The organism is Halobacillus sp. Cin3, assembly GCF_947311855.1.
In the GTDB taxonomy this organism is placed as follows: Bacteria; Bacillota; Bacilli; order Bacillales; family Halobacillaceae; genus Halobacillus; species Halobacillus kuroshimensis.
Genome location: NZ_CAMZMV010000001.1, coordinates 1,189,848 through 1,214,416 on the forward strand (window position 1 = coordinate 1,189,848; position 24,569 = coordinate 1,214,416).

Genomic DNA, 24,569 nt, shown 5'->3' on the forward strand with positions numbered 1-24,569 from the left:
CTTTTAAGCATCAGTTACAATGAGTATGCCCGGGAATTCATCATTTTAGACGTGCGGCGATTTCCTCAGCAATGACTTCTGGAGCTTTGTCGTCCACGACAACCACATGATGAGCGGCTTCCTTATAAAGCCTAAGCCTGTCTTCAAAACGCTGCTTTTTTTCCGATTCGTCGCCTGACCATAACGGCCGGGATGTATCATTTTTCAATCGATGCACAATGGTCTCCCATCCGGCATGAAGGTAGATCACGGTGCCCTCCCGCATCATCTCACAGTTCTCCTTGGACAATATGACACCGCCTCCGGTGGAAACAACAGCTTCACCCTCTAAACTTCGCAGAAAATCCCGCTCTTTTTCCCTGAAATAGCTTTCTCCATGCTGAGCAAACATCTCCGGGATAGTCAGACCCTCCTGCTTTTCGATACTTTCATCCATTTCTATGCAGGAGCACTGCAGTTTCTCTGCAAGCCTTGAAGCGATGGTTGATTTTCCACTTCCCATAAAACCAATTAAATAAATCATTTTGTTCCCCTTTCCCATTTCCATGCAGGATATTTTCACTTTATGTCGAATACTTCTATTTAACCACGATATAAATGAGGTGATAACCCTTTGAAATCCATTGCGACTTATGCTTATGACCTGATCGTCTCCGCAGTACAGCAGTCCGCCTCGGACATCCACTTTTCCCCCTACCGCGAATCATGCTCCATTTATTTCAGGATCCACGGCGAAAGAATTTTCCACTCCAGTCTTCCTATGCCTTTGTATCAAAAAACACTCTCCTACTTTAAGTTCACATCCGGGATGGATATCGGTGAGCAGAAACGTCCGCAGAACGGGACTTTTCAACACCGCTCCGGCAGCAGTCTCTTTGACCTCCGTCTCTCTACCCTTCCTATCCAGGACTCCGAAAGCCTCGCTGTCCGAATCCTCAATCCCATGGATCATACCCCGCTGGAACAGTTATTTCTTTTCCCTCATCAAGGAAAACGGTTAAAACGATGGCTTCATCACCGCAGCGGTATGATTTTATTCACGGGGCCGACCGGCAGTGGAAAGACCACGACCTTATATGCCCTTCTTCAAGCCCTGACGACGCAGAGTTCGTATCAGGCCATCACTCTCGAGGATCCTATTGAGAAAAATATTAACAACCTCATCCAGGTACAGGTGAATGAGCGTGCAGGCATCACTTATGATACCGGGTTGAAAGCAGCCCTCAGACATGATCCTGATCTCCTCATGGTTGGTGAAATCCGTGATCAGGCAACCGCTCAATTCGCCTTCCGAGCGGCCTTAAGCGGGCATCTCGTCATCAGTACAATCCACGCTAAAAATGCCGAGGGAACCCTGCACAGGCTGAAGGAAATGAACATTCAACAAGTGGAAATGGAACAGACGCTCCTGGCCATCGCCGCTCAGCAGCTGGTTTCCCTTACTGGAAGAGACCGCCTCCCTAAACGTGCGGCCATTCTTGAAACACTGGAGGGCGGTCAGCTGCTCCGGGCTCTGAACGGGAGTCCCGCCTCTATTCATACTTTCGAACAACTAAGGAGGAAAGCTTATGCGCTCGGCTTCATTTCTGAGGAAGAAATGGCCGATTAAACGAACACCGGGCCCTTCCATTCAACTGCAGATCGATTTTTTTCACAGGTTGAGTCATATCCTCGAAAAAGGATACCCCCTGCTCGATTCCCTCTCTATGACAGGATGGGACGCGCGCCTCAAGCCAGTCAGCCATCAATTGATTGAAGTGCTGAAAGGAGGTGACACCTTAAGCCTTGCGCTGGAGAAAGCCCATTTTTCCAATACCGTCACCCAGTACCTCTCCTTCAGTCAGTACCAGGATGACCTTCCTAAAACGTTTAAACAGTGCCGTGAACTTCTTCTTATGAAGAAAGAATACAAAGAGAAATTTCTCGCGGCTGTCCGCTACCCCGTTTTCCTTCTTCTGTTCCTTTTCCTTACTTTTATCATTATGAAAAGGACAATCATTCCTAATTTCACTATCTTGTTTGCTGATCAGGAAAGTTCTTCTTTGACGCTTATGCACCTTATGAACCATGGATTAAACACTGCCGGCATCTTGTTTACCGCTATCCTTATTCTAGGGGCAGGGCTCGCTGTTTTCATCCCAATGCTGCCGTTTGAGAAAAAAATGAAGGTGATCGAAGGTTTCCTCCACTGCGTATGTATCATTCCTACAGGCTTTCTTTTCTCTTTTCCTCTCACCTGGCCTCTCTTTTCCAAGCCGGCCTTCCTCTGAAGGATGCCCTTATGCTGGTCAAGGAGCACAAGCAGTATGACATCCTGTCCTATTATTGTACGAACATTCTAGAAAACCTGTCTGAAGGGAGCACCATATCCGCTTCCCTTCACCAATGCCGTTTGTTACGAAAAGAACTCACGGATGTGTTCCATCATACCAATGATATGCATGCTCTCAAGCACGAACTGGATCTGTTCTCGGAATTTCTCATGACCCTCATGCAGGAAAAAATCCAGAAATCCATCCAATGGATCCAGCCTGTCTTTTTTGTCGGCATTGCTTTTGTCATTGTAATGGTCTATGCCGCTATTATGCTGCCCCTCTACCAATGGATGAATCAATTATAAATAAAGGAGATCGACCTATGTGGAAAAATGAAAAAGGGTTTACGCTGATAGAAATGCTGATTGTTCTGCTCGTGATTTCTGTTCTGCTGATAATCACCATCCCCAATCTGTCGCAGAACACAGAAAATATCAGAACTAAAGGATGTGACGCCTTAAAAGTGACGGTGGAAGCTCAGATGGAAGCTTATCAAGTCGAAAACAATGCTGTTCCGACCATTGAAGAGTTGAAAACAGCTGAATACATCAAGACAACTGAATGTCCAGATGGTACAGCCCTGACCATTACAAACGGCGAGGTAGTGGAAGCTGCGGGGGAATAAAGGATTTACCCTGACAGAAACGCTTCTTGTCCTGCTGACATGGTCTGTGCTGATCCTCTGCCTGACTCCGGTCCACCGCTCCACTTATGAGCAAGTAAAGGCTGCGCAGGTCCTGGAACAATTCAAGGAAGATGTATACCTCATTCAACACTTATCCATGAACGATCATGCGTACCATTCACTCCGTTTTAATACAAGCCGGAGATACTATTATATTTACGACTCCCTTCACAGGGAAACCATCACAAAAACTACACTGCCTGAAGGGTGGACGATTGAAATGCTGACACTTCCCTATAACGTTTACTTCAACCAGCAGGGGGTCATCCGGAAAGCCGGGACGATGAGAATTTCATCACCTGATGCTACGTATAAAATCACGTTTCCTTTTGGGACGAGCAGGATGAGAATTGAGAAACTCTAACGGGTTTACTCTTCTGGAAACCGTTACAGCGTTCAGTGTCCTGCTGGTGCTTCTTCTCACCCTCTTCCCGGCTCTTATCTCACTCGAAAACGGCAGGGCTGCTCTATCATGGGAACGGGAAGCTGTTTCCCTTTTATACGATGAATATCACCTTCACCTCAAAGAGAACCGGCCCTACCCTTACACAAAAGTGTATCAAATTCACAACCCAGTCACACTGATATTCACAGAGGAAGGCGGTGGCAAGGGCTGTGCCTATTGGAAGGATACCAAAAATCGCGAAAATAAGTTCTGCCTGTATGATGTTCCGCCCGAATAAGGGCTATACCTTCACGGAGGTTGTCCTGAGTCTGACGATCCTGACAATCGTGACAGCCTTCATCAGTCCTGTCTTTCCTCTCATCAAAGGTATGAGCAGCTATACGGAGGAATTTGCTGTGGAACAATTCACCCATGTTCTTTATGAGGAGGTAAGTCAGTCTAAGACGTATACCTTCACCCGGGACGTCCTTGTCATTACAGACAAGGATGACCGGACTATCGAAATCTCCAAAAACGGATCCACGATTAAACGAACGGTAAATGGAAAGGGATACGAAATCCTTCTGGAAAACGTTAAAAACCTGTCGTATATCGAAAAAGACTTTACGGTATCTGTAGAGGTGGGTTTAACAAATGAGGAAACCTTTGAAGAGGTGGTTCATCTGCCTCACAAAAAATGAATCCGGCATGATTTTCCCATGGGTCCTGATGGTTACCCTTGTCTTTGTCCTTCTTGTATCATTCACAGCTGCTTCCTTTGAAAACCACCAAAGGCTTACACAAAGCCATCAATATGGCATTACAAAAAAGCATCTGCTGGAGAGAGCACGGCACTACATCAACACTGAGCTGACACTAGCACAGGACAGCGAAGCGGTTTTTCCCTATTCCTACCGTACCGCCAACGGAACAGCTGCTGCCGACTGCAGGAAAGAAACAGAAACGTTATGGAAGTGCAGCTGGGAATTATCCGTAAACGAATCGGGAAGTAAATATGTCGTTACTTTCCAATATCCAGACAAATAAAAATGCACCTCCATTCAGGTGCACCATTAAGTAAGTTCATGAAATTTTTTCCGTGTATTCCACGCGTTTATCTGTAATTCCACGCAATCCCTCAGGATCATAACCAATGACAACCTTTTCTCCATTTGTCAAAATCGGACGGCGCAGCAACTTCGGCTTTTCAATCACAAGGTTCAAAAATTCATTGAGGGAAAGGTCATCTACATCAATATCCAAAGCCTTGAATTCCTTGCTTCTTTTGGCTAGTATCTCATCAATTCCGTTTGTTGTAAGGGCGAGAATCTGCTTCAGTTCATCGGCTGTAGGAGTTTCACGGAACAGGTGCTGTTCGTTAAAAACGACCCCCTGGCTGTTCAACCATGACTTCGTTCGGCGGCAGGACGTGCAACTCGGGTAGGTATAAAATTTCAACTCTTCCATGCTCAGCTCTCCTCGCTGTGTGTTTTTTGTTGTACAGTGATTGTATAACCTTTGTACAATATTTTAAACACATTTCTTCACTTGACATAAAATGTTCACAATTCTAAGGCATTTTTCTGCATCATTCCGCAGCACTCCGCGAAAGATATACGTACTGTCCATCAAAGGTCTGATGAGAAAAAGAAAGGTTCGTACTGAATCAGGACGATTACGAGTAAGCGTTAACGGATATACATATACTACACAAAGGAACATGTATCCGTTTTATTTACAATTATTTCAGGGTCGTATATAATATGGGTGATGGTTTAACGACAGAAAAGGAGGGGGAAAAAAGCATGGATCGTATGTTTCGAGTTCTGGCCTTTTGGACAGGTATTTTCGCTGTCATGTTTTATACCGGTGATATGGTGGAAGCATCTCTACTTTCACTAGTTCAAACGGCTTTTTTCCTTACTATTGGGTATCTTAAGCTGTCAGAACGTATGTATGTGTACATATTCTTCTCATACCTGACAGTCTTTATGATTGGTTTTACTTACTACTGTTCGTTTATTCTGGTACCGGGGTTTGGTGGACACTAGAAAAAAAGCTGTTATCCAGTTCAATGGATAACAGCTTTTTTTTAGTTCAGGAAAGGATTTTCTTCCATCTCTTCGCCCACTGTTGTCGGTTGTCCATGTCCGGGGAAAATCCGCATATCCGCCCGCAGCGAAAACAACTGCGTCCGGATGCTGTCCTCCAGCACCTCCCGGCTTCCACCAGGAAGATCCGTTCTCCCAATGCCGCGCTGGAAGAGAGTATCACCCGCGATGGTAAACCTTTGATTTCTAAACACAAAGGACACGCTGCCGGGTGAATGACCGGGAGTAAAACGCACTTCAAACGGAAAGCCTTCCAGTTCCATCGGTCCTTCCTTAAGGAACTCATCCGCTGGAGCCGCTGTGATCCGGCCAAGCCCAAACAGCTGAGAACCATTTTTTTCAGGATCTCCGAGCCACCCGGCTTCGTTTTCGTGTATGTAAACAGGAGCACCATATGCCTCCCTCACCTCATCAACGGCACCGATATGGTCGAAATGCGCATGAGTAAGAAGGACCGCTTTCACGTCCAGTTCTCTTTCCTGGAGATAACTTTCCAGCTTTTTGTAATCACCGCCGGGATCGATAACCAGCGCTTTTTTATTCTCATGAATAATGTAAGCGTTTGTGGATACCGGTCCTAAGGGAAGACGGGAAATTTTCATCATAGGATCCACCTCTTTTTGATTTTCAGAAAATACGGAGAGATAACTCGACATTTTCCTTATAATACTATAAAATATATGAGTATCAACGTTCGTTACATATAGTATAACATCCATGGTTTTGGGATGATAATAAAGAAAAGTGAGCCGGGAGGTGCTGAATTTGGTAACAGCTATTCTTCTATTACTTGTTACAATTCTTTGTGTTTTTGCAATTTTCCGCGAACTGAAAACAAAAAACTTTTTCGCTGTCCTTTTTGCAGGGGCATCAGCTTTAGTTTTTGGCTGGTTCTCTGTCATGACAATCTGGTACAATCTCTTTGCTTAAATGAAAAAGCAGGCTCTTCTGATGAAGAGCCTGCTTTTTTTAGGATCTGGAACTGCGGATTTCCTCTTCCGACTGGAGGAGCTGCTTCTCCCTATTAAAGAAATACCTATACATAGCGAGCGTAATAAACATAGAGCTCAAGGATACAGAAGAAAAGATACTCAGGGAAATCACAAGCTGATATTTAATCGCCATGACCGGAGATACACCTCCGAGTATCAAACCCGTCATCATTCCGGGAAGCTGCACAAGACCAATGGTCTTCAACCGGTCTACGTTTGGGATTAATGAAGCATGCAGTGTTTTTTGTACGATTAAGTGCGAGGCCTGCTTCGGCTCCGCTCCGAGTGATAAAGCCGCCAGCAGCCGACCATTATTTTCCTTGAACTCACTCTTCATCCTTTCAAGAGCCAGTCCCATGGCTGTCATACTGTTCCCAATGACCATCCCACTCATCGGGATGACTTCTGAGGGCTTGAACTGGATCATGTCAAAAATCAGCCAGAGACCGAGCACTCCTGCCTCAATCGCAACCAGACCGGCAAATAAGACATAGCCGACATAAGGCAGCTCTTTTCCCCGTTGTCTGGCATGAAAAGTAGCGATAATGATCATGACCGAGAGCATAAAAGGAATACCATAAGAGGCCGGGAGTTCAAATAGAAAGGTTAGGATGTAGCCGATGGCAAACAACTGCACAGTCCCTCTGAATGTTGACCACAATACACTTTTACTGACTCCAAGCTGATAAAAATAAGACAAAGCAAGCGGGACGATGACAAAGATTACTAAAAATAATAATGACTGATTTGATATTTCAGGAGCCAACCTTCACCACATCCTTACTGTTCCAAAAATTCACGAAGTCGTTCCGTTTCCGGGTTCTCCAACATTTCCGGGATGGTTCCATCCTCTTGAAGCTTTCCATCAGCAACAAAAAGGCCGCGCGTTCCAAGCCGCCGGGCCTGATTCAAATTATGGGTAACCATCACCATCGTCAGTTCATGTTCCTGTATGAGCCCTTCCAACACTTCTTCGATTTCTTCAGCCGTCCGGTAATCCAGTGCACTTGTTGGTTCGTCGAGGAGCAGGACATCCGGTGAATTCGCAAGTGTCCTTGCCAGAGAGACCCGCTGCTTTTCTCCTCCGGACAGCTGATCGACATTCCTTTCCAAATAGCTGGATGGCAGCTGCACATAATCCAGGAGCCTCCTGCCGTCCTCTTCCTGCCACTCACCAAAAAGGCTTGGACCATATTTCAAATTGTCCAGAACCGTTCCGGGAAACAAATTCGGAGCCTGCAGGACCAGCCCCACCTTTTTTCTTAATTCTGTTACAGGATGTTCAGAGATAGGCGCATCTTTAAAATAGATGGTCCCCTTCTCGGGATCATTCAGTCGATTCAATAAAAATAACAGCGTGCTTTTTCCAGCTCCTGATGGGCCGAATAAAATGACTTGGTCTTTTTTTTCAATTGTAAAGTTCAAATCCTCCAGCGGCTGCTGGCTGACGTGTTCAAAACGAAACACAGCCCTTCCCCCTTTTTCATCTATCTGCCTATCTTTACCCTTCCGAAGAAACATTTATGCAGCAGAAAAAAAGCCTGCACAGTTCACTGTACAGGCTTTTCTTATTATTTAAAATCATAGAACCGGAATAAATCTCCGTAAATAATGTTATCAGAGTAGTTCAACTCCTGGTCCACTTCCTGCTTCACAGGTTCACAGGCTTCCATCAGCCCTTCTTCCAGCGGTTCCCCGGTTTTCCTGTCATAGCATGTCTCACTGGTATAGACATACTCTTCCGTCACAAAACTTCCATCTCGGAGGGCGATGAAATCTTTTTTCTTCTCAGAAAACATGTTGTCACCAAAGGTCATATCCCCTCCGGAATCAACCCCCAGGAGATGCAGCAGCGTCGGTTTCACATCAATCTGCCCGACGACCTTATCCTCCACGCCCCCATTTTCATACCCTGGAATATGGATCATGAACGGGACACGCTGCAGCTGTGTTTGAACGAATGGATCTACTTCTTCTCCAAGGAACTGACTCATCGCTTTATTATGAAAATCACTAATGCCGTAGTGGTCACCCATCATAACAATAATGGAATCCTCATAAAGATCTGCATCCTTCAGCTGTTGGAAAAACTGTTCAAGTGCTTCATCTGTGTACTTTGCGGTCTGGAAGTATGCATTCAACGTATTGGAATTGGAATCGTATTTGTCGATATGCGCCTTTTCTTCCGGCAGTTCGAAAGGGAAATGGTGGGTCAGCGTAATAAACTTGCTGTAAAACGGCTGCTCCTGATCTTTCAAATAATCAATCGACTGCTCGAAAAACGCCTTATCCTCAAGTCCCCATCCAAAGGAATTTTCCGGTGTCACTTCGAAGGACTGTTCATCGTGGAACTCATCGTATCCGATATTGTCATACATCACATCCCTGTTCCAGAAGCTTCCATTGTTAGCATGGAAAACGGATGTTTCATATCCTTCATTGTTGAGGATTTCAGGAAGCGCATGGTACTCATTCCCGGCATGGGTGAAGTACACCGCTCCCCTGCCAAGAGGGTACAACGAATTTTCAACGATAAACTCTGAGTCAGACGTTTTCCCTTGGGCAGTCTGATGATAGAAGTTTTCAAACGTAACCGTATCACTGCTTTCCTTCAATTCGTTCAGGAAAGGTGTGGTCTCTACTCCATTGATTTCTGAATCATATAAAAAGTGCTGGAAAGATTCCACACTGACGAAAATCACATTTTTATCTTCAGCGATCCCGTACAATTCAGCATCCTTATCAGCTTCATCCGGTGATTTCTCTTGAAGATAGGTCTCGATTTCACTGATTTCACTACCATCAGCGAATACTCTCTGCGCTCTCGTTTTTGTCTGCATGGTCGCATCATACACGTGATAGTTAAAGATGCCTATGTTTTTGACGAGATACTCGCGGTCAAACGCACGTACAAACAGCATCGGACGCTCAATTTCAGCAAGGACGACATTGCCGGCCAGCAGTAGAAAAGTGACGGCCGTTGCAGCGATCTTCCCACGCTTAGGAAGCTTTACAGTCAAATCAAACCTCTGTCTGCTCAAGTACCAGACGATGGCTGCATCGGCAAAAATGAAAACATCTTCGATATGCAGAAGCGTAAGAAAACTCCCTGTTAAGTCCGCTGCATTATTCCCCTGGAACAATACAGGAATGGTAATGAAATCTGTGAAATTCCGATAGAAGATCAAGTTCACGAACAAAATAAAAGAACCGAGAAGCACGGTCCACCGTAAGTATTTCCGTTGATTCTTTGGTTTCATCCATACACTGATGGCGAAAATCAAATAGGCACTCGCAATAGGATTAAACAGCAGGATCAATTCCTGCATTGGGTTTTCAATCGATAGATCGAACATAAATCGGTAAACGACGTATGTTTTAATACCAAACAAAACCGTAGCAATCATAAATAAAGGCATGCGAATATTTCTCAATTGCATGGTGGTTCCTCCTCTAGTACATCTATGGCCATATCTTTACATTTTTTAACCATAGCCATTATTTAACTTTACATTTTCCACTTATTATCAATATTAAACCGTCACTTTATATATGACGTCTATTGTACCATAAAAGTTTCAAATTTTATTACCCTGATTTTACCAGTTTTAATAAGGTCCATCTGCCTATTCCATCATAATGGATCTCTCCTCCAGAATGAAGAATGTTTTATATGAACCGAATCCCCACAAAAAAACTGGAGCCGACAAGGCTCCAGCTTTTTTCATTTGTTCTTCTTCACAAGATAGGCTCCGCCGATAACCCCGGCATCATTTCCAAGTTCTGCAAATTCAAAAGTGGACGCTTCCGCCGTTCTGGAGAGAGCATATTTACGGTATGCCGTCTTCAAGGGATTCAGCAGTTGATCACCAGCCTGCGAAACCCCTCCGCCGATGACAATTTTCTCAGGGTTGATAACGATCGCCATGTTGGCAATCGCCATACCAAGCACATCGGTTACCTGATGAAGAACAACCGATGCCGCTTCGTCTCCCTCCGCAGCAGCTTGGAAGACATCTTTAGCTGTAAGCTCATTGGATTGAATAAGGGAATGAAGAGCAGAGTCCTCATAGTTCTCCGCTGCCACTTTCGCCTTTCTAACAATCCCTGTAGCTGACGCCTCTGTTTCCAGACATCCGGTCTTCCCACAATTACAAGGGGCCCCACCTTCCGGGATGACCGTCACGTGGCCGAGTTCTGCTGCTGTGCCATTCGCTCCATTCAATACACTGCCGTTGGCGATCACACCTCCGCCTACTCCAGTTCCAAGCGTAACCGCAATGAGTTCTTTACATCCGCGCCCTGCTCCGAGCCAGTTCTCTCCGAGTGCTGCAAGGTTGGCATCATTATCGACCCAAACGTCATAGCCGGTCAGTCCACTTAAAATTTGGCCAAAGTCAAAATCTTTCCAGCCTATGTTTACAGCCTCATGAATATAACCGGTTGAAGTTTCCACAAATCCAGGAGCTCCTGCCCCGATCCCCATAATTTGTGACGGATTGATGCCCAGCTCCGCCCGGACCTGCTCAATGGCTTCGGCAATGTCATCAGGAATGGCCGCCCCTTTGTCATCTGTATTCGTCGGAACTTCCCACTTTTTCATAATTTGTCCTTCTTCATTAATGAAAGCAAGCTTAATCGTTGTACCGCCGATATCAGCACCTATGTACACGTGTCCGCTCATCGTCTATTGTCCCCCTCCTGCCGGTCTCTCTCCCGGGCAATTTCACTGCGGAGCAGCAATAAAGCCATCTGAAAATCTTCTGTTGTCATACACTGGGATTGATAGAGCTCCCGGATCTCATCTTCCATCATTTCTAAATCAGCTGTCCGATCACCAATATATATGATCGTTCCAAATTTTTTTAAAAACTGCTGAACATCGTAAATCGTTTTCATATTTTATCACCAGTTCCTATTATAGCAAGAGTCGGTCCGATTGAAAATGAAGAAAAACCCCGGCCGTCAGCGGTCAGGGTCTTTCGGATGAAGAAATGCCGGTCGTCTGTTTTTCAATGGAATGGGAGAACGCAGCAGCACATCTCTTAAGGGCTTCCAGGAAAACGGCATAAACGGCCAGAGATACGGCGTTTTAAACGTCTGCATCCGCGTCAGGTAGATCAGCCAGAACGTAATCCCGATCACATACCCTTTAAGGCCGAAAAGTCCCACAGCCAAAAGAAGCGCGAGCCTGGAAAGGCGGTCCGCCAGGCCGACCTCATAACTTGGCGTAGCAAATGTTCCCACCGCAGCAAGAGCGAGATACAGCACGACCTCACTTGAAAAGAGCCCGACTTCCACGGCGACCTGCCCGATTAATATGGCAGCCACGAGCCCCAGAGCTGTCCCAAGAGAAGACGGGGTGTGGATGGCGGCCATCCGCAGCATATCTATTCCAATCTCAGCAAAAAGGAACTGCACAAGTAATGGGATGGTTCCCGCTTCTGTCGGACCGATATAAGAAAGGGATTCCGGCAGCAGGTCTGGATTTTTTGAAAATAAGAAGTACAGGGGCAGAACAAAAATAGATGCAAAAAACGCAAAATAGCGGACCCACCGTAAATAAGCCCCCACCAATGGTTTCTGCCTGTATTCCTCCGCATGCTGCATATGGTGCCAGAACGTTGCCGGAGTAATCATGACACTTGGAGATCCATCAATAATGACAAGAATATGTCCCTCATACAAGTGAGCGGCCGCTGTATCCGGCCGCTCTGTGTAACGAATGACCGGGTAGGGATTCCAATGCTGCCCACTGATATATTCTTCGATCGTCTTTTCCGCCATAGGAAGAGCGTCTGTATCAATTTCCTGCAGCACCCTTTTCAAATGGTCCACTCGATCTGTATCGGCAATATCCTTGATGTAACAGATACAAACATCTGTCAGCGACCTTCTCCCGACCTGCAGATACTCCATTCGTAAGGACCGGTCCCTCACACGCCTTCTAGTCAGGGCGGTGTTAAAAATAATCGTTTCTACAAAGCCGTCCCTGGAGCCACGGACAACCCTCTCCAGATCTGGTTCCTGCGGCCCGCGTACGGGGTAGGTCCGGGCATCGATGATAATGATCTCGTCGACCCCTTCTACAAGAAGGGCTGTCGGCCCTCCCAGAACGAGATTGGCCGCCTGATTCATATCTTTTTCCTGCCCCAGTTCTACGTAGGGAAGATGGGTTTTCAATAATTTATCTAAAGGATCGGGATCGAGCTGCTCTGGCTCCAGACGGGACAATAGCTTCATTAAATAGTGAAGAATATCATCCTTCACAAAACCATCGATAAAGAACAAGGACATCCCCCGGCCGGCATAAACCAGGTCAAGATGAACCATATCAAAGCTTTCATCCACGCCGAGGCGTTTTCTCATATACGCTACGTTTTCTTCATAACTGTCAAACAATCGCTGCTCCTTTTGTTCTTCCACGCGCCTGCCTCCTTACACTCTCCTGTGCTATCTTTTATTTTCCTACAAACCCCCGATTTCATGCGTAAAGGTTCATGTAGAAGTTCCAGGTCAGAGGCATGTCCTGCTTTTTCAATACATATCCTTTACTAATTCAAGATTGTGACAGGCCAAGGAGAGAGTCGAATGAAAAAAGTGTGGATCTACTGGGTGCTGGGCCTGCTGACTCTGGCAGTCGCCCTGGCATTATTTACCCAGACTGGAGAGCAGCCCGTCATCAAATATTTCCCTATCGATCAATCGGAAACATTCGAATCATTTGGAACCGCCCTTGACTACGACGCTGAGGAAGACGAGGATGAATACAAAGTATCCTGGAAGGTAGCTTCCAAAAGTGAAAATCCTGTGTATTTAAGGCAGGACGTTTCCCTGCTTTACGTGAATGGAAGATTGAAAGGGGTTGTATCGAAGTGGAAGGAGAATGCAGACGTCATTGAAAAAGAGACGTCGCTCCATGGCGAAGACAGTCAAAAATATCAGGCGGTTTCCTTTCACCACGGAGAGGTACATGAAGGTGAAAATGAAATTAAGAGTATGCAGGCCACCTCCAAGGATGAACTGTACGTCATCGATTCCCCCCACTCGCTCCGAACCGCTTTTAAGCAGCCGGGAACCGAGGAGGAGAAGGAATGGAAACAAAGGCTTGATCATTCTATTCAACAACAGATTGAAGCCCAGTGGCAGGAGCTTATCACCCATTATCAAATTCCACGGGATAAATATACAGCGGTCGCTCTTACAGAACTTGCTGATTACAACAACAAGCCCTTCCCCGGGACAAATGAAGCTGATTCTGAACGCATCAAAGGACAACTATGGGAAGGGCTGTATAAAAATTATGTGCTGGGTATAAGCGATACAAAATCATCGCATCCGATTCAAAGTTACATTCCCCTGATTCTGTTTGACAAGAATGGGAAGCATTTAATTGTATTATACGAAGATGATACAGGGAAAAAGCATCAGCTCATTCAATATTATTGAGCTAATTCTTTATTCAGCTGTTGGAAGTTCGTGTTGTCCGGATTTAATTCAGCGGCTGTGGACGCCCGTTCAGCCGCTTTTTCCAATTCACCATCCTGCTGAAGCAGAAGGGCAAGGTTGTAGTGGGCTTCTGCCAGATCCGGCGCAATGGATATGACCTGCTCAAGGTCGTCTTTAGCTTCTGACGACTCCCCAGACTGCAGATAGGCAAAGGACCTGTGGAAAAGGAGTTGCGCCTCATAGCCCTGCGGGTCCTCAAGAGCCTGGGTGGTTCGTTGGATTACTTCCCCGTAGGACTGCTGTTCGTTCAACTCACTTACTTCCTCAACAACCACCCTGGCCTGCTCCCCATTAAATACGCCTGTGATACCAAGATATACCATAGCTGCCATGGCTCCAATATAAAGCAGCGCAGCAGCGGGCTGCCATTTTTTCATGGAATGCGCAGGCATATGGACCATTGCAGAAGCTGTAAAACCTCCGATTAATCCACCAATATGGGCGCCGTTATCCACTTGGGGAACCATCACACCAAAAGCAATATTGATCCCAATAATTACGATAAGGTTATACCCCATCGTCCGGAGGAACAGCTGCTTGTACTGAACACCGAAAAACAATAGTGCCCCAAACAACCCAAAGATAGCTCCCGATGCCCCGGCAGCGACCGAAGGATTCATCATGAAGCTTGCCATGCCTCCGAACAGGCCGGCGGCAAAATAGATGACGGCAAAACGCACCGTGCCGTAAATCCTCTCTACTGCAGAACCTAAATAATACAAGGCCAGCATGTTCATAAAGAGGTGGATGAAGCCAATATGAAGGAAGGTCGACGTAAAGATCCGCCACCATTCTCCATCCATAATAGCCGGGTTATATTTGGCACCATAGGAAATCAACGTTTCAACGGAGGTTGTGCTTCCGATCATCTCCAGATAAAGAAAGACCAAAATGTTTACGGCTAACAGAACATAGGTCAATCGGGGACGACCGTAATCAAAAATGGAAGCTGCAGCCTCTCTTTGTTCTCTCTGTTTCTTCACGAGCTGATGCTTCATATAAGGAAGGGAGGCTTCCATTTCCTCTGCCCCCATACTTCGGTCGATTACAGGCTTATCGATGTCTAATGGTTGAAAAAGATCGGCCAGTGCCTGTTCCTTGTTTTCATCATTCATATAATACAAATGCAATGGGATTTTTCGACCTTTATAATCCTTTACAGTATCTTCCCACTCGTCAACAGGAGGATGTTCAGATACGAATACCATGTGAAACTCAAGCTTCCCTCCGCGAAAAAGAGACCGGTTTTGATTGAGCTGCCGATACCCGGTTTCCAATTCCCTCGCCAGCTCATTTCTCCAATTCAGCTGTTTATGAGAAAGCCTGAACACATGGTTTTTTTTATTCACTTTTTTCTCCAGCCATATCTCCCCATGACTCGTATTCACATGGAGTACCTGGAAATGATGAACCTGGACCATATAGTCAGCCATTTTCCAGAGGTAATATTCCTGTTCAATAAACAATGGCGGTCCCTCCCTGCACCTTTCATATTACCACGCTTCCCACCTGCACAGCCATTCACACTACCTGACTGTAAATATAAAAAACGGCCAGGATAACCTGACCGCTTCAAGAGTGCCCCCGAAACATCTGGGATAGAAATTTCTGCCGCACCCAAGGGATATTCATAGAAAAACGTACAAGCATCCGGCGCAGGGCAGGAAATCTCGTGACTATATCCAGGGCTTGGTAACGATACTTGTATAACGCTGTAGTCAAAGACCCGATAATGAAGATCCACCGAAAGAATAGACGCATGTAAGCCACCTCATTTGTGATTGGATACGCCTAGTTTCTGTTCAGCTCCCTTCCCTTATACAAGCTTCTTTTGATTTTTAAACCAGCATTGTATTACAGAGTATAGGTGGAATGAATCCCTTTTTCTGTGAGTACATATTCCACACGCTGATCATAGTCCTCAAATGGAAGGATATCCTCCCGCTGTTTTTCTGAAGCAATCATCATCGTTTTCCCTCGGAAGCCTTCAATAAAACGGTCATAGTACCCACCACCATAACCAATTCTGTACCCTTTGGAATCAAACAGCAGTCCGGGAACAAGCAGCAGATCAATGGCATTTTTTTCAACGAACCAATCTTTATCGCGCACTGGCTCCCTCAAGCCAAAGTAAACGCGCTCCAACTGATTGTAGCTGTCCAGCTGATAAAATTCCAGCTGCTTTTCCTTAGGCAGACACCGGGGCGCCGCAATGGTCTTCCCTGCTTTCCAGCCTTCTTCTATAATCGGCTCTGTAGACCATTCATGGTCCTGCGAAAGAGTGACTCCGATAATCTTGGCTTTATTCCATTCTTCACTGGAGAACAAGCTCTGATACATGGATGATTCAATGGACTGTTTCTCTCTTAATGATATGTTATGAAGGATGCTTTTCCCTTTAAAGCGGTACGCTGTTTTATCCATCCCGTCACCTCCGATATGTATAAAAAAAACAGTAGGAATAAATCCTACTGCTTACTTTGTTTCGCGGTGAAGTGTGTGCTTACCAACGCGCGGGCTGTATTTCATAAGCTCGATGCGCTCAGGGTTTTTACGTTTGTTTTTAGTGCTAATATAGTTGCGGTCACCTGTTTCAGTGCAGGCAAGTGTAATGTTTACACGCATGTTCATTCCTCCTAGGTATCTAATCACTGACTTATTCACATTATCAGACTTACTCATAATAACAAAAACCTTCCCTTCTTTCAAGTGAATATTCCAGTAAAAACGGCTGAATATCCCATAGCCATGCTGAGATTTGTATGATATAAATAAACAGGGATTCGTTTAGGAGTGATATTATGCTTTATGCAGTTGCAGCGCTGTCGGGCGCAGCTATTGTTTTTTTCATTCTTTCCTTCTTTGCTAAAGACCGCATCAAACAGTTGGAGAATCAAATGGAACAGATGAACCTGACAATGATGCAGAACGATTATCAAATGAAGAAAAAAATGAAAGTCCTTGAAGAAGAATTGCTTGCTGGCGATTTAACACAGGAAATTGTCGATCAGCACAATCAAAAACAAACAAGCAGGCCTTCCACACCACAGAATGCAGCAGATACGGTGCTTACCATGTATCAAAAGGGTTATAAAACCCATTACATAGCGAAGCAGACGAATTTGAGTGAAGATGAGGTTCTTGCCATGGTCCATCGACCGAAGCAGGGAGTGCAATCATGAAGCAGTGGATACAGGCCTTTTCCATAGGATTACTGACATCAACCGCTGTTCTAGGAATAACATACTGGAATACGGAATCCCCTGAAGCGGAAGTGATTACAGAATCTATGAGTGAACAGGATATGATGGACGATCTGGAGCAGTCCGGATACCGGGTACTCTCCAATGAGGAATGGGCAGCGGTAAAAGCAGAAAATCCCTCAACCCAAAAAGCAGAACCATCCAGTTCCGGGGATACAACGTATACCATTGATATTGCCGAAGGGACGACAACTCCCGAAATCGGCGGGAAATTAGTGGATGCCGGCATTATTGAGGATGCGGATGATTTTACTGCATTTATGGAAGATGGCGATTACAGCCGGTACATTCAAATCGGCCAGGCTACGGTCAAGTCAACAATGTCGTTGGAGGAAATTGCCGGAGCCATTACTTCAAAATAAACGTCTATAAAGAAACCGTTAGAGCTCACGCTCTAACGGTTTCTTAAGTTTTTTACAGCTACTACAAAAAAGCGTCTGGATGTAGGTATCCAGACGCTTTTTATCAGTTTAAATCATACGTTCTCCCTTTGACCTGGTAAAATATATTTTCACCAATGTTTGTGATGTGATCAGCATAACGTTCTATATACCTTGCAATATAAGCCATCTGCATGACATGCTGTACCTGTTCGGGGTTGATGGCTGTAAATGCAAGCATCTGCTTCACTACATCCCCACATTTCCGGTCAACGACATCATCCATTTCAGCAAGCTTATTTGCCAGCGAAATATCTTCGTATTCAAAGGCCTTTACAGCTAAATCCACCATATCCATAGCTAATATAGCCATTTCACGCAGTTCAGGATCAATCTCTATCCCATGATTCTTTCCAAGGTGAATCGTCGCCTTGGCAATGTTTGTAGAGTGATCGGCCATCCGCTCCAAATCAGAAGAAATTTTAATAGCTGTTACGATTCTTCGTAAATCGCGGGCAACCGGCTGCTGCTTGGCAAGCATCAAAATAGCATCATCATTGATTTTTTCTTCTTTAGAATCAATTACCGCATCATTTTCAATTAATTTTTCAGCCGCCTCTACATCACCCTGATACAACAGATGGATAGCTGTATCAAGGGAATACTTGGCATCGATAGCTAAATCTTTAATTTGTTCTTTTATACTTTCAAGTTCTCCCTCAAAGTGAACACGAATGGACATAGAATCCCCCTTCCTGAATTAGCCGAACCGTCCTGTAATATAATCCTCTGTACGCTTATCCTGAGGGTTTTGGAACAGGTTATCTGTATCGGCATATTCAATAAGCTCCCCATTTAGGAAGAAGGCCGTTTTATCAGAAATACGCGCTGCCTGCTGCATGTTGTGTGTGACAATGACAATGCTGTACTTCTCCTTCAGTTCCTGAACCAATTCCTCTACTTTTGCTGTAGAAATAGGGTCTAAGGCTGAAGTCGGCTCATCCATAAGAATGACGTCAGGTTCTACAGCGAGGGCACGAGCGATACATACACGCTGCTGCTGACCACCGGACAATCCATACGCATTTTCATGAAGACGGTCTTTCAACTCATCCCAGATAGCTGCCCCTTTCAGACTCTTTTCAACAATCTGATCAAGAATTTCTTTCTTCTTCACACCGTGAATACGCGGACCATAAGCAACGTTGTCATAGATGGACTTAGGGAACGGGTTCGGCTTTTGGAAAACCATCCCTACTTTTGTACGAAGGTATTCTTCCTTGAATTTGCTGCTGAAGATATCCTGTTCTCGATATTTAATAGAACCTGATGTTTTAACAATCGGCACCATTTCAACCATACGGTTCAATGTTTTTAGGAACGTGGATTTACCACAGCCTGAAGGTCCGATTATAGCCGTTACCCGCTCCTGTGGAATATCCATGCTTACTTCATAAAGAGCCTGATCGGATCCGTACCATAGATTCAAATCATTCACTTCGATGATGCTGTTGGTTTTCTCTTTTTTAACCTCTGATTTCACTTCAGGTTTCTTTGTCTGTTCGTTTCTCACGTTTGTTTTCTCTTCCATTACTTTACTCATAATGAAACCCTCCTCATCCTAATTAAAAGCGTCTCTGATATTTGTTCCGGATCAAGACAGCGATCGAGTTCATCAAAAGCAGGACAGCCAGTAGAATAATGATTCCCGCACCGGCTACATACTGCCACTCTTCCTGTGGTCTGCCCGTCCAGTTATAAATTTGAATCGGCATCACTGTATACTTCGCAAGCAGTGAATCCGGCAGTGTATAAATAGCTGTTGCTGCTCCTACAATAATCAACGGAGCTGTTTCCCCAATGGCCCGAGACAAGGCAATGATCGCGCCTGTCAATATTCCTGGAATTGCCGCTGGAAGTACAACGCGGGCAATCGTCTGCCACTTGGAGGCTCCCATTCCATAGGAAGCTTCCTTGATCTCAGACGGTACAGACCGTACAGCTTCCTGCGCTGCCACAACGATGACAGGAAGAATAAGAAGCGCCATGGTTAAACCACCAGCAAGAAGGGTGTACCCAAAGCTGAACATATAGACAAAGAAAGTTAATCCCAGAAGTCCAAAAACAATCGACGGTACGCCGGCAAGGTTTTGGATATTCACACGAATAAAGTCTGTAAAGCGGTTCTGTGGTGCGTATTCTTCAAGATAAATGGCTGTTGCCACACCAATAATGATGGCAAACACGGCAACGATGATCATTAAGAAAATCGATCCGATCAAGCCGGCATATATCCCTGCCTCTTCCGGGTACGGTGCAGGAAAGTTCAAAATATAATCCAAGCTGAGGTATCCAACCCCTTGAGTCAATACACGGTAAAACAGTAAAACTAGAACGATCAGGCCGACAGCTGTAGCAAGTCCGAATAAAACCATGGAGATTTTATTCGCGGCTACTCTGCCTTCCATGCGCTTCTTCATATTTTGTTCATTCTGTCCAAGCATTAATATTCCTCCCTGAACTTACGCGAAATGTACTGGGCAATCAGGTTCATGACCAAGGTGAATACAAATAAGGTCATCCCTACTGCATAAAGGCTGTAATAGATCGTGGATCCGAATGTCGTATCCCCTGTTGCAGCCTGTACAATAAAGGCAGTCATCGTCTGGATGGACTCCGTCGGGTTGAAAGTAAGATTCGGTGTAGCGCCGGCCGCAATCGTTACAATCATTGTTTCCCCAATCGCACGGGAAATGGCAAGTACAATAGACGCAACGATTCCGGAAAGAGCGGCTGGAAGAACAACCTTAAATACAACTTCCAATTTCGTAGCACCCAGTCCATACGCACCTTCGCGTAGAGCATTCGGAACAGAGTTCATGGCATCTTCAGAAAGGGATGCAACCATAGGAATAATCATAATTCCTACGACAACCCCTGCGCTTAAAGCGTTGAAAATTCCAAGATCAGGAATAATGGATTGAAACATTGGAGTGATGAACGTCAAAGCAAAATATCCGTAGACGACTGTAGGAATACCAGCCAGTACTTCCAGGATAGGCTTGATGATCCTTCTAACTTTATCATTCGCATACTCACTCAAGAAAATGGCTGCCATTAGTCCAAGTGGAACTGCAACAAGTGTTGCAATCAGCGTAACAAGCAGCGTACCACCGATTAACGGAGCAACCCCATATTCGCCGGACCACGGAGACCAGTTTGTACCTGTATAGAAATTAACAATTGAAACATCGGAGAAAAATCCGATGGATTCCCTTAATAAAGTAAATAGAATTCCCAGTGTCGTGAGAACACTTACCGCTGCACAAAGTAACAGGAAAAACGGGATGATTTTCTCTATTCTTTCACCGACCGTTTTCTTTTTCTTATTGTTCTCAATCATCTGCTGGACGTCAATCATATTCCCCTCTGATTGTAAACCTTTGTCCATCATTAAACTCCTCTCATCCATAAGGCAAGGTGAGACTGGATTCAGCCTCACCCTCCTCGTTAGGTTTTAAAGTAACTTACTCTGCCCAGCCTTGAACTGTATCAAGTTGTTCTTGATATTTTTCGTCTGGAAGAGCTACATAACCAACTTCTTCAGCTGCTTTACCAGCATTGTTCAACGTGTACTCTACAAAGTCACGAACCTGTGCTTTTTCTTTATAAGCATTCACGTTCACATATGTGAATAGCGGGCGGGAAAGCGGCGTATAGGAACCATCCTGGATTGTTTCCGGATTCGGCTCAACAGCTTCGCCTTCACCTTCAGAAATGGCAAGAGCTTTCAGGCTGTCCTGGTTTTCAGCATAGTAGGCATATCCAAAGAATCCGATAGCGTTTGGATTGTCTTTAATTCCACGTACAAGAACGTTGTCATCCTCAGAAAGAGTTGTGTTTTCGCCTTCTTTCATCGGTTCTTCTTCAAGAACAATTTCGTTGAAGTAGTCGAATGTACCGGAATCATGACCAGGGCTGAAGATTTTGATTTCTTCTTCAGGCCAGTCAGGGTTAATGTCAGACCACATTTGAGCGTCAGAAGAATCAAGGAAAATCTGCTTAAGCTGATCGATTGTAAGCTCTTCAGCGAAATCATTTTCAGCACTCACTACTACAGAAAGACCATCGTAAGCCAGCTCTATAGGCTCAAGAGTAACATCATTTTCTTCAGCAATTGCTTTTTCTTCTTCCTTGATCTCACGGGAAGCGTTACTTAGATCAATTTCACCAACTGTAGATTTTTTAAATCCACCGCCGGAACCAGAAGAGTTCAATGTCGCGTCAACTTCCGGTTGTTCCTGCTGATAGGAATAAGTTAAGTTTTCCATGATCGGGAACACAGTTGAAGAACCATCAATGTCGATTGGGCCGGATACTTCTTCGGAGCTTCCTTCTCCAGAACCTTCACCGCTTGTGCTGTCCTGTTCTTCTGTGTTGCCTTCCTCGGAACCACCACATGCTGCAAGCACTCCTACTACAAGGATGAATGCGAGCATTAATGCTAAACTCTTGAAGTTTTTCATTTCTTTCTCCCCCTATTGTTTACGGATATTTAATGCCGTCGGCCGCTTGGCCAACTCACATTTTCTATACTAACGACGGAGTTTTAATAACATATGAATGAAACGTAAAGCTTTTGTAAATTGAGGTTTTTTAGCGAAAAAGATGGAGAATTGACTTGTTTTCACGTTATTCCCTCCGTCTTTATATAAAAAAAGGAGCGATACGTTGTGTATCACTCCTCAGTTTCTGCATCTTCTCCATTGTTATTCTCTTGTTCATCCGGTCCTTCTTCAGCGGTTCCATTTTCCCTTGCTTTTTTCAACTCGAAGTACGCCTCACCGATCCGGGCACCAATGTTATTGCTGATGCTGAACGTACTTGTTGCCCCTTCTCCCAGGTAAGGGGAGATGATGGAAAAGGCAATTTCCGGATTATCCGATGGAGCATAGCCGACCAATGTCTTGTTCAGAAGCTCATCGTAGGTGGTTCTCTCTCCATCTTCACTGAAAACAGTTTTAGACGCCTGTGCCGTTCCCGTCTTCACAGCCATATCATACTGGGCATAGGGCTGCTTTGAGAATATTGAGCTCGCCGTTCCTTCGCTCGTCTGGGCCACCTGCCTGAACCCTTCCTGTACCCGCTCAATATAGGACGAATCCATATCAAGCTGGTTCAGCACCTCCGGCGTATAATCTTTATAAACCGGACCGAGTCCATCGCTGCTGGATGGTTCGTGGACACTGTTGACCAGGCTTGGGCGAATACGGTCGCCGCCATTTGCAATCGTCGAGACGTATTGATTCAACTGCATTGCTGTATACGTATTGAACTGCCCGATGGAAAAGTCGAGGATTTGTCCGGGTTGAGTCAAGTTTCCTTTGACGCCTGAAGCCTCATAAGGAAAATCAATACCAGTAGGCACACCCAATCCAAATTGATCAAAATTATAAATAAACTTGTCTAACGTCCCATCTTCAAGCTGAAGACTGTTCATATCATATCGGTTACTGGTTTCCCCACCTAAATACATAGCCAGGAAATACATATATACGTTTGAAGATTGCTGCAGAGCAGCAATATCATTTACAGATCCAATTCCTGAAGTATAAGATCCTTTTGGTGGACCTCCACCAATTGTGACAGGTTTGTCATTGATCCATGTATTCGGTGTAACGACACCCTCATGGAGGCCTGTCAGAACCGTCGCTCCCTTAACCGTTGACCCCGGCATATAGGCATTATATAACGCCTGATGGGAGGTATCTGTGAAACGGTCCTCTCCTTCTTCCGGACTGCGGTTATAGGTCTGTCCGCTGATCGCCAGAATTTCTCCTGTCTGCGGATTGGAAACGACAGCAATGGCATTCTCCAGATGACGGTTTAGAGAAGGCGCATTGACGATTGCTGACTGAAGCTCTTCCTGGACGATTTTATTCACTTCTTCCTGAAGCTCCATATCAAGTGTCAATTGAAGGTCTTTTCCTGCCTGTCCTTCACGGATGACTTTGGAATTGATCACGGTGTTGTTGCTGTCCGTTTCATACTGGACCTTTTCCTTCGTCCCCCGGAGAACATCCTCATATTCCTGTTCAAGTCCGCTTGTACCTACACGATCATTACGGCTGTAATCCAAAGACATGTAATAATCAAGATCATCCTTAGGGAGACCCTGCTCACTGGATGTGATACTTCCGAGGTAACTGCGGAATGTGGACTCATAAGGATATGTACGTTCCCAGTCTGAAGTTACATTCACGCCGGGAAGCTTAGCCAGATTTTCTGCCACCGCGGAATATTCTGCTTCTGTAATATCTGAATTCTTAATTACATGCGGCGCCAGGGAATACGCCTGATCGAGTTCCTTTTTCACAGCGATGACTTCTTTCGTCTGATTATCGTAGCCGGAGATCTCTTCTTCTGTAATGCTGTCCAGCTGAAGCTGATATACATCACCGTTATCCATATCTTCTGTCACCTGATCTTCTACACGATCACGAACCTCCTGCTCATTCTGCAGATAGAAATATTCCTTCAAGTCACGATCTGTCAGGTTTTCATAGTCCATATCTATATAAGAGGACAATGCTTGAGCAAGTTCCAGCTTGTCCCCGGCCTGCACCCCTTTGGGTGGTGTATACGTAATCGAGTATAACGGTTCATTATCAACAATCACCTGGCCATTACGATCATACATTTCACCCCGCGGCACAGAAATGGTCGTTGTTGTATTTTCGGTGCGGTCAATTTCATCCTGTGCTTCTTCGCCGTTTAATATTTGAATAACACCAAGCTGCAGAATGATCCCGGCAAATAAGACGAACACAATAAAAAACACCACGTTCAACCGAAAGGGAAGGTGTGTATTATCTTTATGTCGTTTGTTTTTCCCCATGAACTCCTCTCCTTCTTTCAAAATCCTTCTG

The 24,569-nt window shown here is 45.1% G+C and carries 31 protein-coding genes; 13 read left to right on the plus strand and 18 right to left on the minus strand.

Annotated elements, in window-relative coordinates; genetic code table 11:
- Positions 1-40 precede the first annotated feature (40 nt).
- Positions 41-523 carry a shikimate kinase gene (locus QMA39_RS06375; protein ID WP_206935153.1) on the minus strand — a complete coding sequence of 161 codons (483 nt, stop codon included), beginning with the start codon at positions 521-523 and terminating at the stop codon, positions 41-43.
- Between the two features lie 90 nt (positions 524-613).
- Here QMA39_RS06375 and comGA point away from each other — a divergent pair, with 90 nt between their 5' ends.
- Genes comGA through QMA39_RS06415 form a run of 8 tightly spaced genes read left to right on the plus strand, consistent with a single transcriptional unit; the run spans position 614 to position 4,432 of the window.
- Positions 614-1,609: a competence type IV pilus ATPase ComGA gene (gene comGA / locus QMA39_RS06380; RefSeq protein ID WP_281658242.1), complete on the plus strand. Its 996-nt coding sequence runs from the start codon at positions 614-616 to the stop codon at positions 1,607-1,609.
- Entirely contained in the window at positions 1,569-2,270 is a 702-nt protein-coding gene (locus tag QMA39_RS06385; RefSeq protein ID WP_281658243.1) for a type II secretion system F family protein, read from the plus strand. Before comGA ends, QMA39_RS06385 begins: the two co-directional genes overlap by 41 nt.
- 11 nt (positions 2,271-2,281) lie before the next feature.
- A complete protein-coding gene (locus QMA39_RS06390; RefSeq protein ID WP_281658244.1) occupies positions 2,282-2,620 on the plus strand; it encodes a type II secretion system F family protein in 339 nt (112 codons plus the stop codon).
- A gap of 17 nt (positions 2,621-2,637) precedes the next feature.
- Complete coding sequence (comGC, locus tag QMA39_RS06395) at positions 2,638-2,940, plus strand: competence type IV pilus major pilin ComGC (RefSeq protein WP_027955411.1); 303 nt, start codon at positions 2,638-2,640, stop codon at positions 2,938-2,940.
- Between the two features lie 46 nt (positions 2,941-2,986).
- Positions 2,987-3,364 (plus strand): hypothetical protein, encoded by a 378-nt coding sequence (locus QMA39_RS06400; protein WP_051254690.1) that lies wholly within the window; start codon positions 2,987-2,989, stop codon positions 3,362-3,364.
- Positions 3,351-3,683 (plus strand): prepilin-type N-terminal cleavage/methylation domain-containing protein, encoded by a 333-nt coding sequence (locus QMA39_RS06405; protein ID WP_027955409.1) that lies wholly within the window; start codon positions 3,351-3,353, stop codon positions 3,681-3,683. The genes QMA39_RS06400 and QMA39_RS06405 overlap by 14 nt, the downstream gene beginning before the upstream one ends.
- Positions 3,664-4,086 (plus strand): ComGF family competence protein, encoded by a 423-nt coding sequence (locus QMA39_RS06410; protein ID WP_027955408.1) that lies wholly within the window; start codon positions 3,664-3,666, stop codon positions 4,084-4,086. The genes QMA39_RS06405 and QMA39_RS06410 overlap by 20 nt, the downstream gene beginning before the upstream one ends.
- The gene (locus QMA39_RS06415) at positions 4,052-4,432 is read left to right on the plus strand and encodes a hypothetical protein (RefSeq protein WP_169516201.1); all 381 of its coding nucleotides are present in this window, start codon (positions 4,052-4,054) and stop codon (positions 4,430-4,432) included. Before QMA39_RS06410 ends, QMA39_RS06415 begins: the two co-directional genes overlap by 35 nt.
- Before the next feature lie 36 nt (positions 4,433-4,468).
- Here the strand turns inward: QMA39_RS06415 and QMA39_RS06420 are convergent, their stop codons facing one another.
- The gene (locus tag QMA39_RS06420; RefSeq protein WP_035532041.1) at positions 4,469-4,852 is read right to left on the minus strand and encodes a Spx/MgsR family RNA polymerase-binding regulatory protein; all 384 of its coding nucleotides are present in this window, start codon (positions 4,850-4,852) and stop codon (positions 4,469-4,471) included.
- A gap of 338 nt (positions 4,853-5,190) precedes the next feature.
- Here QMA39_RS06420 and QMA39_RS06425 point away from each other — a divergent pair, with 338 nt between their 5' ends.
- Positions 5,191-5,436, plus strand: coding sequence for a DUF2626 domain-containing protein (locus QMA39_RS06425; RefSeq protein WP_027955405.1), 246 nt, complete (start codon positions 5,191-5,193; stop codon positions 5,434-5,436).
- 41 nt (positions 5,437-5,477) lie between these two features.
- On the opposite strand, the gene QMA39_RS06430 is transcribed toward QMA39_RS06425, so the two are convergent.
- Complete coding sequence (locus tag QMA39_RS06430; protein WP_084163121.1) at positions 5,478-6,101, minus strand: MBL fold metallo-hydrolase; 624 nt, start codon at positions 6,099-6,101, stop codon at positions 5,478-5,480.
- Between the two features lie 160 nt (positions 6,102-6,261).
- Here QMA39_RS06430 and QMA39_RS06435 point away from each other — a divergent pair, with 160 nt between their 5' ends.
- Entirely contained in the window at positions 6,262-6,426 is a 165-nt protein-coding gene (locus QMA39_RS06435) for a DUF2759 domain-containing protein (RefSeq protein ID WP_084163120.1), read from the plus strand.
- Between the two features lie 39 nt (positions 6,427-6,465).
- Here QMA39_RS06435 and fetB read toward each other — a convergent pair whose 3' ends face one another.
- The 6 genes from fetB to QMA39_RS06465 all read right to left on the minus strand — a co-directional run bounded on the left by fetB (position 6,466) and on the right by QMA39_RS06465 (position 12,857).
- Positions 6,466-7,254, minus strand: coding sequence for an iron export ABC transporter permease subunit FetB (gene fetB / locus QMA39_RS06440; RefSeq protein ID WP_027955403.1), 789 nt, complete (start codon positions 7,252-7,254; stop codon positions 6,466-6,468).
- 14 nt (positions 7,255-7,268) lie between these two features.
- Positions 7,269-7,955 (minus strand): phosphate ABC transporter ATP-binding protein, encoded by a 687-nt coding sequence (locus QMA39_RS06445; RefSeq protein WP_206935170.1) that lies wholly within the window; start codon positions 7,953-7,955, stop codon positions 7,269-7,271.
- 104 nt (positions 7,956-8,059) lie between these two features.
- Positions 8,060-9,928: an LTA synthase family protein gene (locus QMA39_RS06450; protein WP_206935172.1), complete on the minus strand. Its 1,869-nt coding sequence runs from the start codon at positions 9,926-9,928 to the stop codon at positions 8,060-8,062.
- A 284-nt stretch (positions 9,929-10,212) separates the two neighbouring features.
- The gene (locus QMA39_RS06455; RefSeq protein ID WP_206935175.1) at positions 10,213-11,172 is read right to left on the minus strand and encodes an ROK family glucokinase; all 960 of its coding nucleotides are present in this window, start codon (positions 11,170-11,172) and stop codon (positions 10,213-10,215) included.
- On the minus strand, positions 11,169-11,387 hold the full coding sequence (locus tag QMA39_RS06460) for a YqgQ family protein (RefSeq protein ID WP_027955399.1): 219 nt from the start codon (positions 11,385-11,387) through the stop codon (positions 11,169-11,171). The genes QMA39_RS06455 and QMA39_RS06460 overlap by 4 nt, the downstream gene beginning before the upstream one ends.
- A 66-nt stretch (positions 11,388-11,453) precedes the next feature.
- Positions 11,454-12,857 carry a spore germination protein gene (locus QMA39_RS06465; protein ID WP_281658387.1) on the minus strand — a complete coding sequence of 468 codons (1,404 nt, stop codon included), beginning with the start codon at positions 12,855-12,857 and terminating at the stop codon, positions 11,454-11,456.
- 222 nt (positions 12,858-13,079) lie between these two features.
- On the opposite strand from QMA39_RS06465, the gene QMA39_RS06470 reads away from it, so the two are divergent.
- Positions 13,080-13,937 carry a hypothetical protein gene (locus QMA39_RS06470; RefSeq protein WP_027955397.1) on the plus strand — a complete coding sequence of 286 codons (858 nt, stop codon included), beginning with the start codon at positions 13,080-13,082 and terminating at the stop codon, positions 13,935-13,937.
- Here QMA39_RS06470 and QMA39_RS06475 read toward each other — a convergent pair.
- From QMA39_RS06475 to rpmG, 3 genes are all read right to left on the minus strand, one after another.
- A complete protein-coding gene (locus QMA39_RS06475; RefSeq protein ID WP_027955396.1) occupies positions 13,931-15,463 on the minus strand; it encodes a rhomboid family intramembrane serine protease in 1,533 nt (510 codons plus the stop codon). The two genes, QMA39_RS06470 and QMA39_RS06475, sit on opposite strands and share 7 nt — an antisense overlap.
- Before the next feature lie 388 nt (positions 15,464-15,851).
- Positions 15,852-16,421 carry a 5-formyltetrahydrofolate cyclo-ligase gene (locus QMA39_RS06480; protein ID WP_281658245.1) on the minus strand — a complete coding sequence of 190 codons (570 nt, stop codon included), beginning with the start codon at positions 16,419-16,421 and terminating at the stop codon, positions 15,852-15,854.
- Positions 16,422-16,472: 51 nt separating this feature from the next.
- Positions 16,473-16,622 carry a 50S ribosomal protein L33 gene (gene rpmG, locus QMA39_RS06485; protein ID WP_027955394.1) on the minus strand — a complete coding sequence of 50 codons (150 nt, stop codon included), beginning with the start codon at positions 16,620-16,622 and terminating at the stop codon, positions 16,473-16,475.
- 176 nt (positions 16,623-16,798) lie between these two features.
- Here rpmG and QMA39_RS06490 point away from each other — a divergent pair, with 176 nt between their 5' ends.
- Together QMA39_RS06490 and QMA39_RS06495 are read left to right on the plus strand one after the other, a co-directional pair.
- Complete coding sequence (locus QMA39_RS06490; protein ID WP_206935179.1) at positions 16,799-17,179, plus strand: hypothetical protein; 381 nt, start codon at positions 16,799-16,801, stop codon at positions 17,177-17,179.
- Positions 17,176-17,622 carry a hypothetical protein gene (locus tag QMA39_RS06495; protein ID WP_027955392.1) on the plus strand — a complete coding sequence of 149 codons (447 nt, stop codon included), beginning with the start codon at positions 17,176-17,178 and terminating at the stop codon, positions 17,620-17,622. The genes QMA39_RS06490 and QMA39_RS06495 overlap by 4 nt, the downstream gene beginning before the upstream one ends.
- 103 nt (positions 17,623-17,725) lie before the next feature.
- Here the strand turns inward: QMA39_RS06495 and phoU are convergent, their stop codons facing one another.
- From phoU to QMA39_RS06525, 6 genes are all read right to left on the minus strand, one after another.
- Positions 17,726-18,382 carry a phosphate signaling complex protein PhoU gene (gene phoU / locus QMA39_RS06500; RefSeq protein WP_206935181.1) on the minus strand — a complete coding sequence of 219 codons (657 nt, stop codon included), beginning with the start codon at positions 18,380-18,382 and terminating at the stop codon, positions 17,726-17,728.
- Positions 18,383-18,400: 18 nt separating this feature from the next.
- Entirely contained in the window at positions 18,401-19,243 is an 843-nt protein-coding gene (gene pstB, locus QMA39_RS06505; protein ID WP_281658246.1) for a phosphate ABC transporter ATP-binding protein PstB, read from the minus strand.
- Between the two features lie 22 nt (positions 19,244-19,265).
- On the minus strand, positions 19,266-20,144 hold the full coding sequence (pstA, locus tag QMA39_RS06510) for a phosphate ABC transporter permease PstA (protein WP_027955390.1): 879 nt from the start codon (positions 20,142-20,144) through the stop codon (positions 19,266-19,268).
- On the minus strand, positions 20,144-21,091 hold the full coding sequence (gene pstC / locus QMA39_RS06515; protein WP_035532038.1) for a phosphate ABC transporter permease subunit PstC: 948 nt from the start codon (positions 21,089-21,091) through the stop codon (positions 20,144-20,146). Before pstC ends, pstA begins: the two co-directional genes overlap by 1 nt.
- A gap of 76 nt (positions 21,092-21,167) precedes the next feature.
- The gene (locus tag QMA39_RS06520) at positions 21,168-22,166 is read right to left on the minus strand and encodes a PstS family phosphate ABC transporter substrate-binding protein (protein ID WP_027955388.1); all 999 of its coding nucleotides are present in this window, start codon (positions 22,164-22,166) and stop codon (positions 21,168-21,170) included.
- A gap of 212 nt (positions 22,167-22,378) precedes the next feature.
- Positions 22,379-24,538, minus strand: a complete 2,160-nt coding sequence (locus tag QMA39_RS06525; protein ID WP_281658247.1) for a penicillin-binding protein 2 — start codon at positions 24,536-24,538, stop codon at positions 22,379-22,381.
- Between the last annotated feature and the right edge of the window lie 31 nt (positions 24,539-24,569).

Excerpts from the sequence above, each read along its gene's own strand:
- QMA39_RS06450 (WP_206935172.1), bottom strand. The coding sequence starts at position 9,928 with ATGCAATTGAGAAATATTCGCATGCCTTTATTTATGATTGCTACGGTT.
- QMA39_RS06390 (WP_281658244.1), top strand. The coding sequence starts at position 2,282 with ATGCTGGTCAAGGAGCACAAGCAGTATGACATCCTGTCCTATTATTGT.
- QMA39_RS06385 (WP_281658243.1), top strand. The coding sequence starts at position 1,569 with ATGCGCTCGGCTTCATTTCTGAGGAAGAAATGGCCGATTAAACGAACA.
- QMA39_RS06525 (WP_281658247.1), bottom strand. The coding sequence starts at position 24,538 with ATGGGGAAAAACAAACGACATAAAGATAATACACACCTTCCCTTTCGG.
- pstB (WP_281658246.1), bottom strand. The coding sequence starts at position 19,243 with ATGAGTAAAGTAATGGAAGAGAAAACAAACGTGAGAAACGAACAGACA.
- QMA39_RS06410 (WP_027955408.1), top strand. The coding sequence starts at position 3,664 with ATGATGTTCCGCCCGAATAAGGGCTATACCTTCACGGAGGTTGTCCTG.
- QMA39_RS06460 (WP_027955399.1), bottom strand. The coding sequence starts at position 11,387 with ATGAAAACGATTTACGATGTTCAGCAGTTTTTAAAAAAATTTGGAACG.
- pstA (WP_027955390.1), bottom strand. The coding sequence starts at position 20,144 with ATGCTTGGACAGAATGAACAAAATATGAAGAAGCGCATGGAAGGCAGA.
- comGC (WP_027955411.1), top strand. The coding sequence starts at position 2,638 with ATGTGGAAAAATGAAAAAGGGTTTACGCTGATAGAAATGCTGATTGTT.
- rpmG (WP_027955394.1), bottom strand. The coding sequence starts at position 16,622 with ATGCGTGTAAACATTACACTTGCCTGCACTGAAACAGGTGACCGCAAC.
- QMA39_RS06375 (WP_206935153.1), bottom strand. The coding sequence starts at position 523 with ATGATTTATTTAATTGGTTTTATGGGAAGTGGAAAATCAACCATCGCT.
- QMA39_RS06490 (WP_206935179.1), top strand. The coding sequence starts at position 16,799 with ATGCTTTATGCAGTTGCAGCGCTGTCGGGCGCAGCTATTGTTTTTTTC.
- QMA39_RS06465 (WP_281658387.1), bottom strand. The coding sequence starts at position 12,857 with ATGAGAAAACGCCTCGGCGTGGATGAAAGCTTTGATATGGTTCATCTT.
- QMA39_RS06420 (WP_035532041.1), bottom strand. The coding sequence starts at position 4,852 with ATGGAAGAGTTGAAATTTTATACCTACCCGAGTTGCACGTCCTGCCGC.
- QMA39_RS06480 (WP_281658245.1), bottom strand. The coding sequence starts at position 16,421 with ATGGATAAAACAGCGTACCGCTTTAAAGGGAAAAGCATCCTTCATAAC.
- pstC (WP_035532038.1), bottom strand. The coding sequence starts at position 21,091 with ATGGACAAAGGTTTACAATCAGAGGGGAATATGATTGACGTCCAGCAG.
- phoU (WP_206935181.1), bottom strand. The coding sequence starts at position 18,382 with ATGTCCATTCGTGTTCACTTTGAGGGAGAACTTGAAAGTATAAAAGAA.
- QMA39_RS06430 (WP_084163121.1), bottom strand. The coding sequence starts at position 6,101 with ATGATGAAAATTTCCCGTCTTCCCTTAGGACCGGTATCCACAAACGCT.
- QMA39_RS06425 (WP_027955405.1), top strand. The coding sequence starts at position 5,191 with ATGGATCGTATGTTTCGAGTTCTGGCCTTTTGGACAGGTATTTTCGCT.
- QMA39_RS06470 (WP_027955397.1), top strand. The coding sequence starts at position 13,080 with ATGAAAAAAGTGTGGATCTACTGGGTGCTGGGCCTGCTGACTCTGGCA.
- QMA39_RS06455 (WP_206935175.1), bottom strand. The coding sequence starts at position 11,172 with ATGAGCGGACACGTGTACATAGGTGCTGATATCGGCGGTACAACGATT.
- QMA39_RS06520 (WP_027955388.1), bottom strand. The coding sequence starts at position 22,166 with ATGAAAAACTTCAAGAGTTTAGCATTAATGCTCGCATTCATCCTTGTA.
- QMA39_RS06495 (WP_027955392.1), top strand. The coding sequence starts at position 17,176 with ATGAAGCAGTGGATACAGGCCTTTTCCATAGGATTACTGACATCAACC.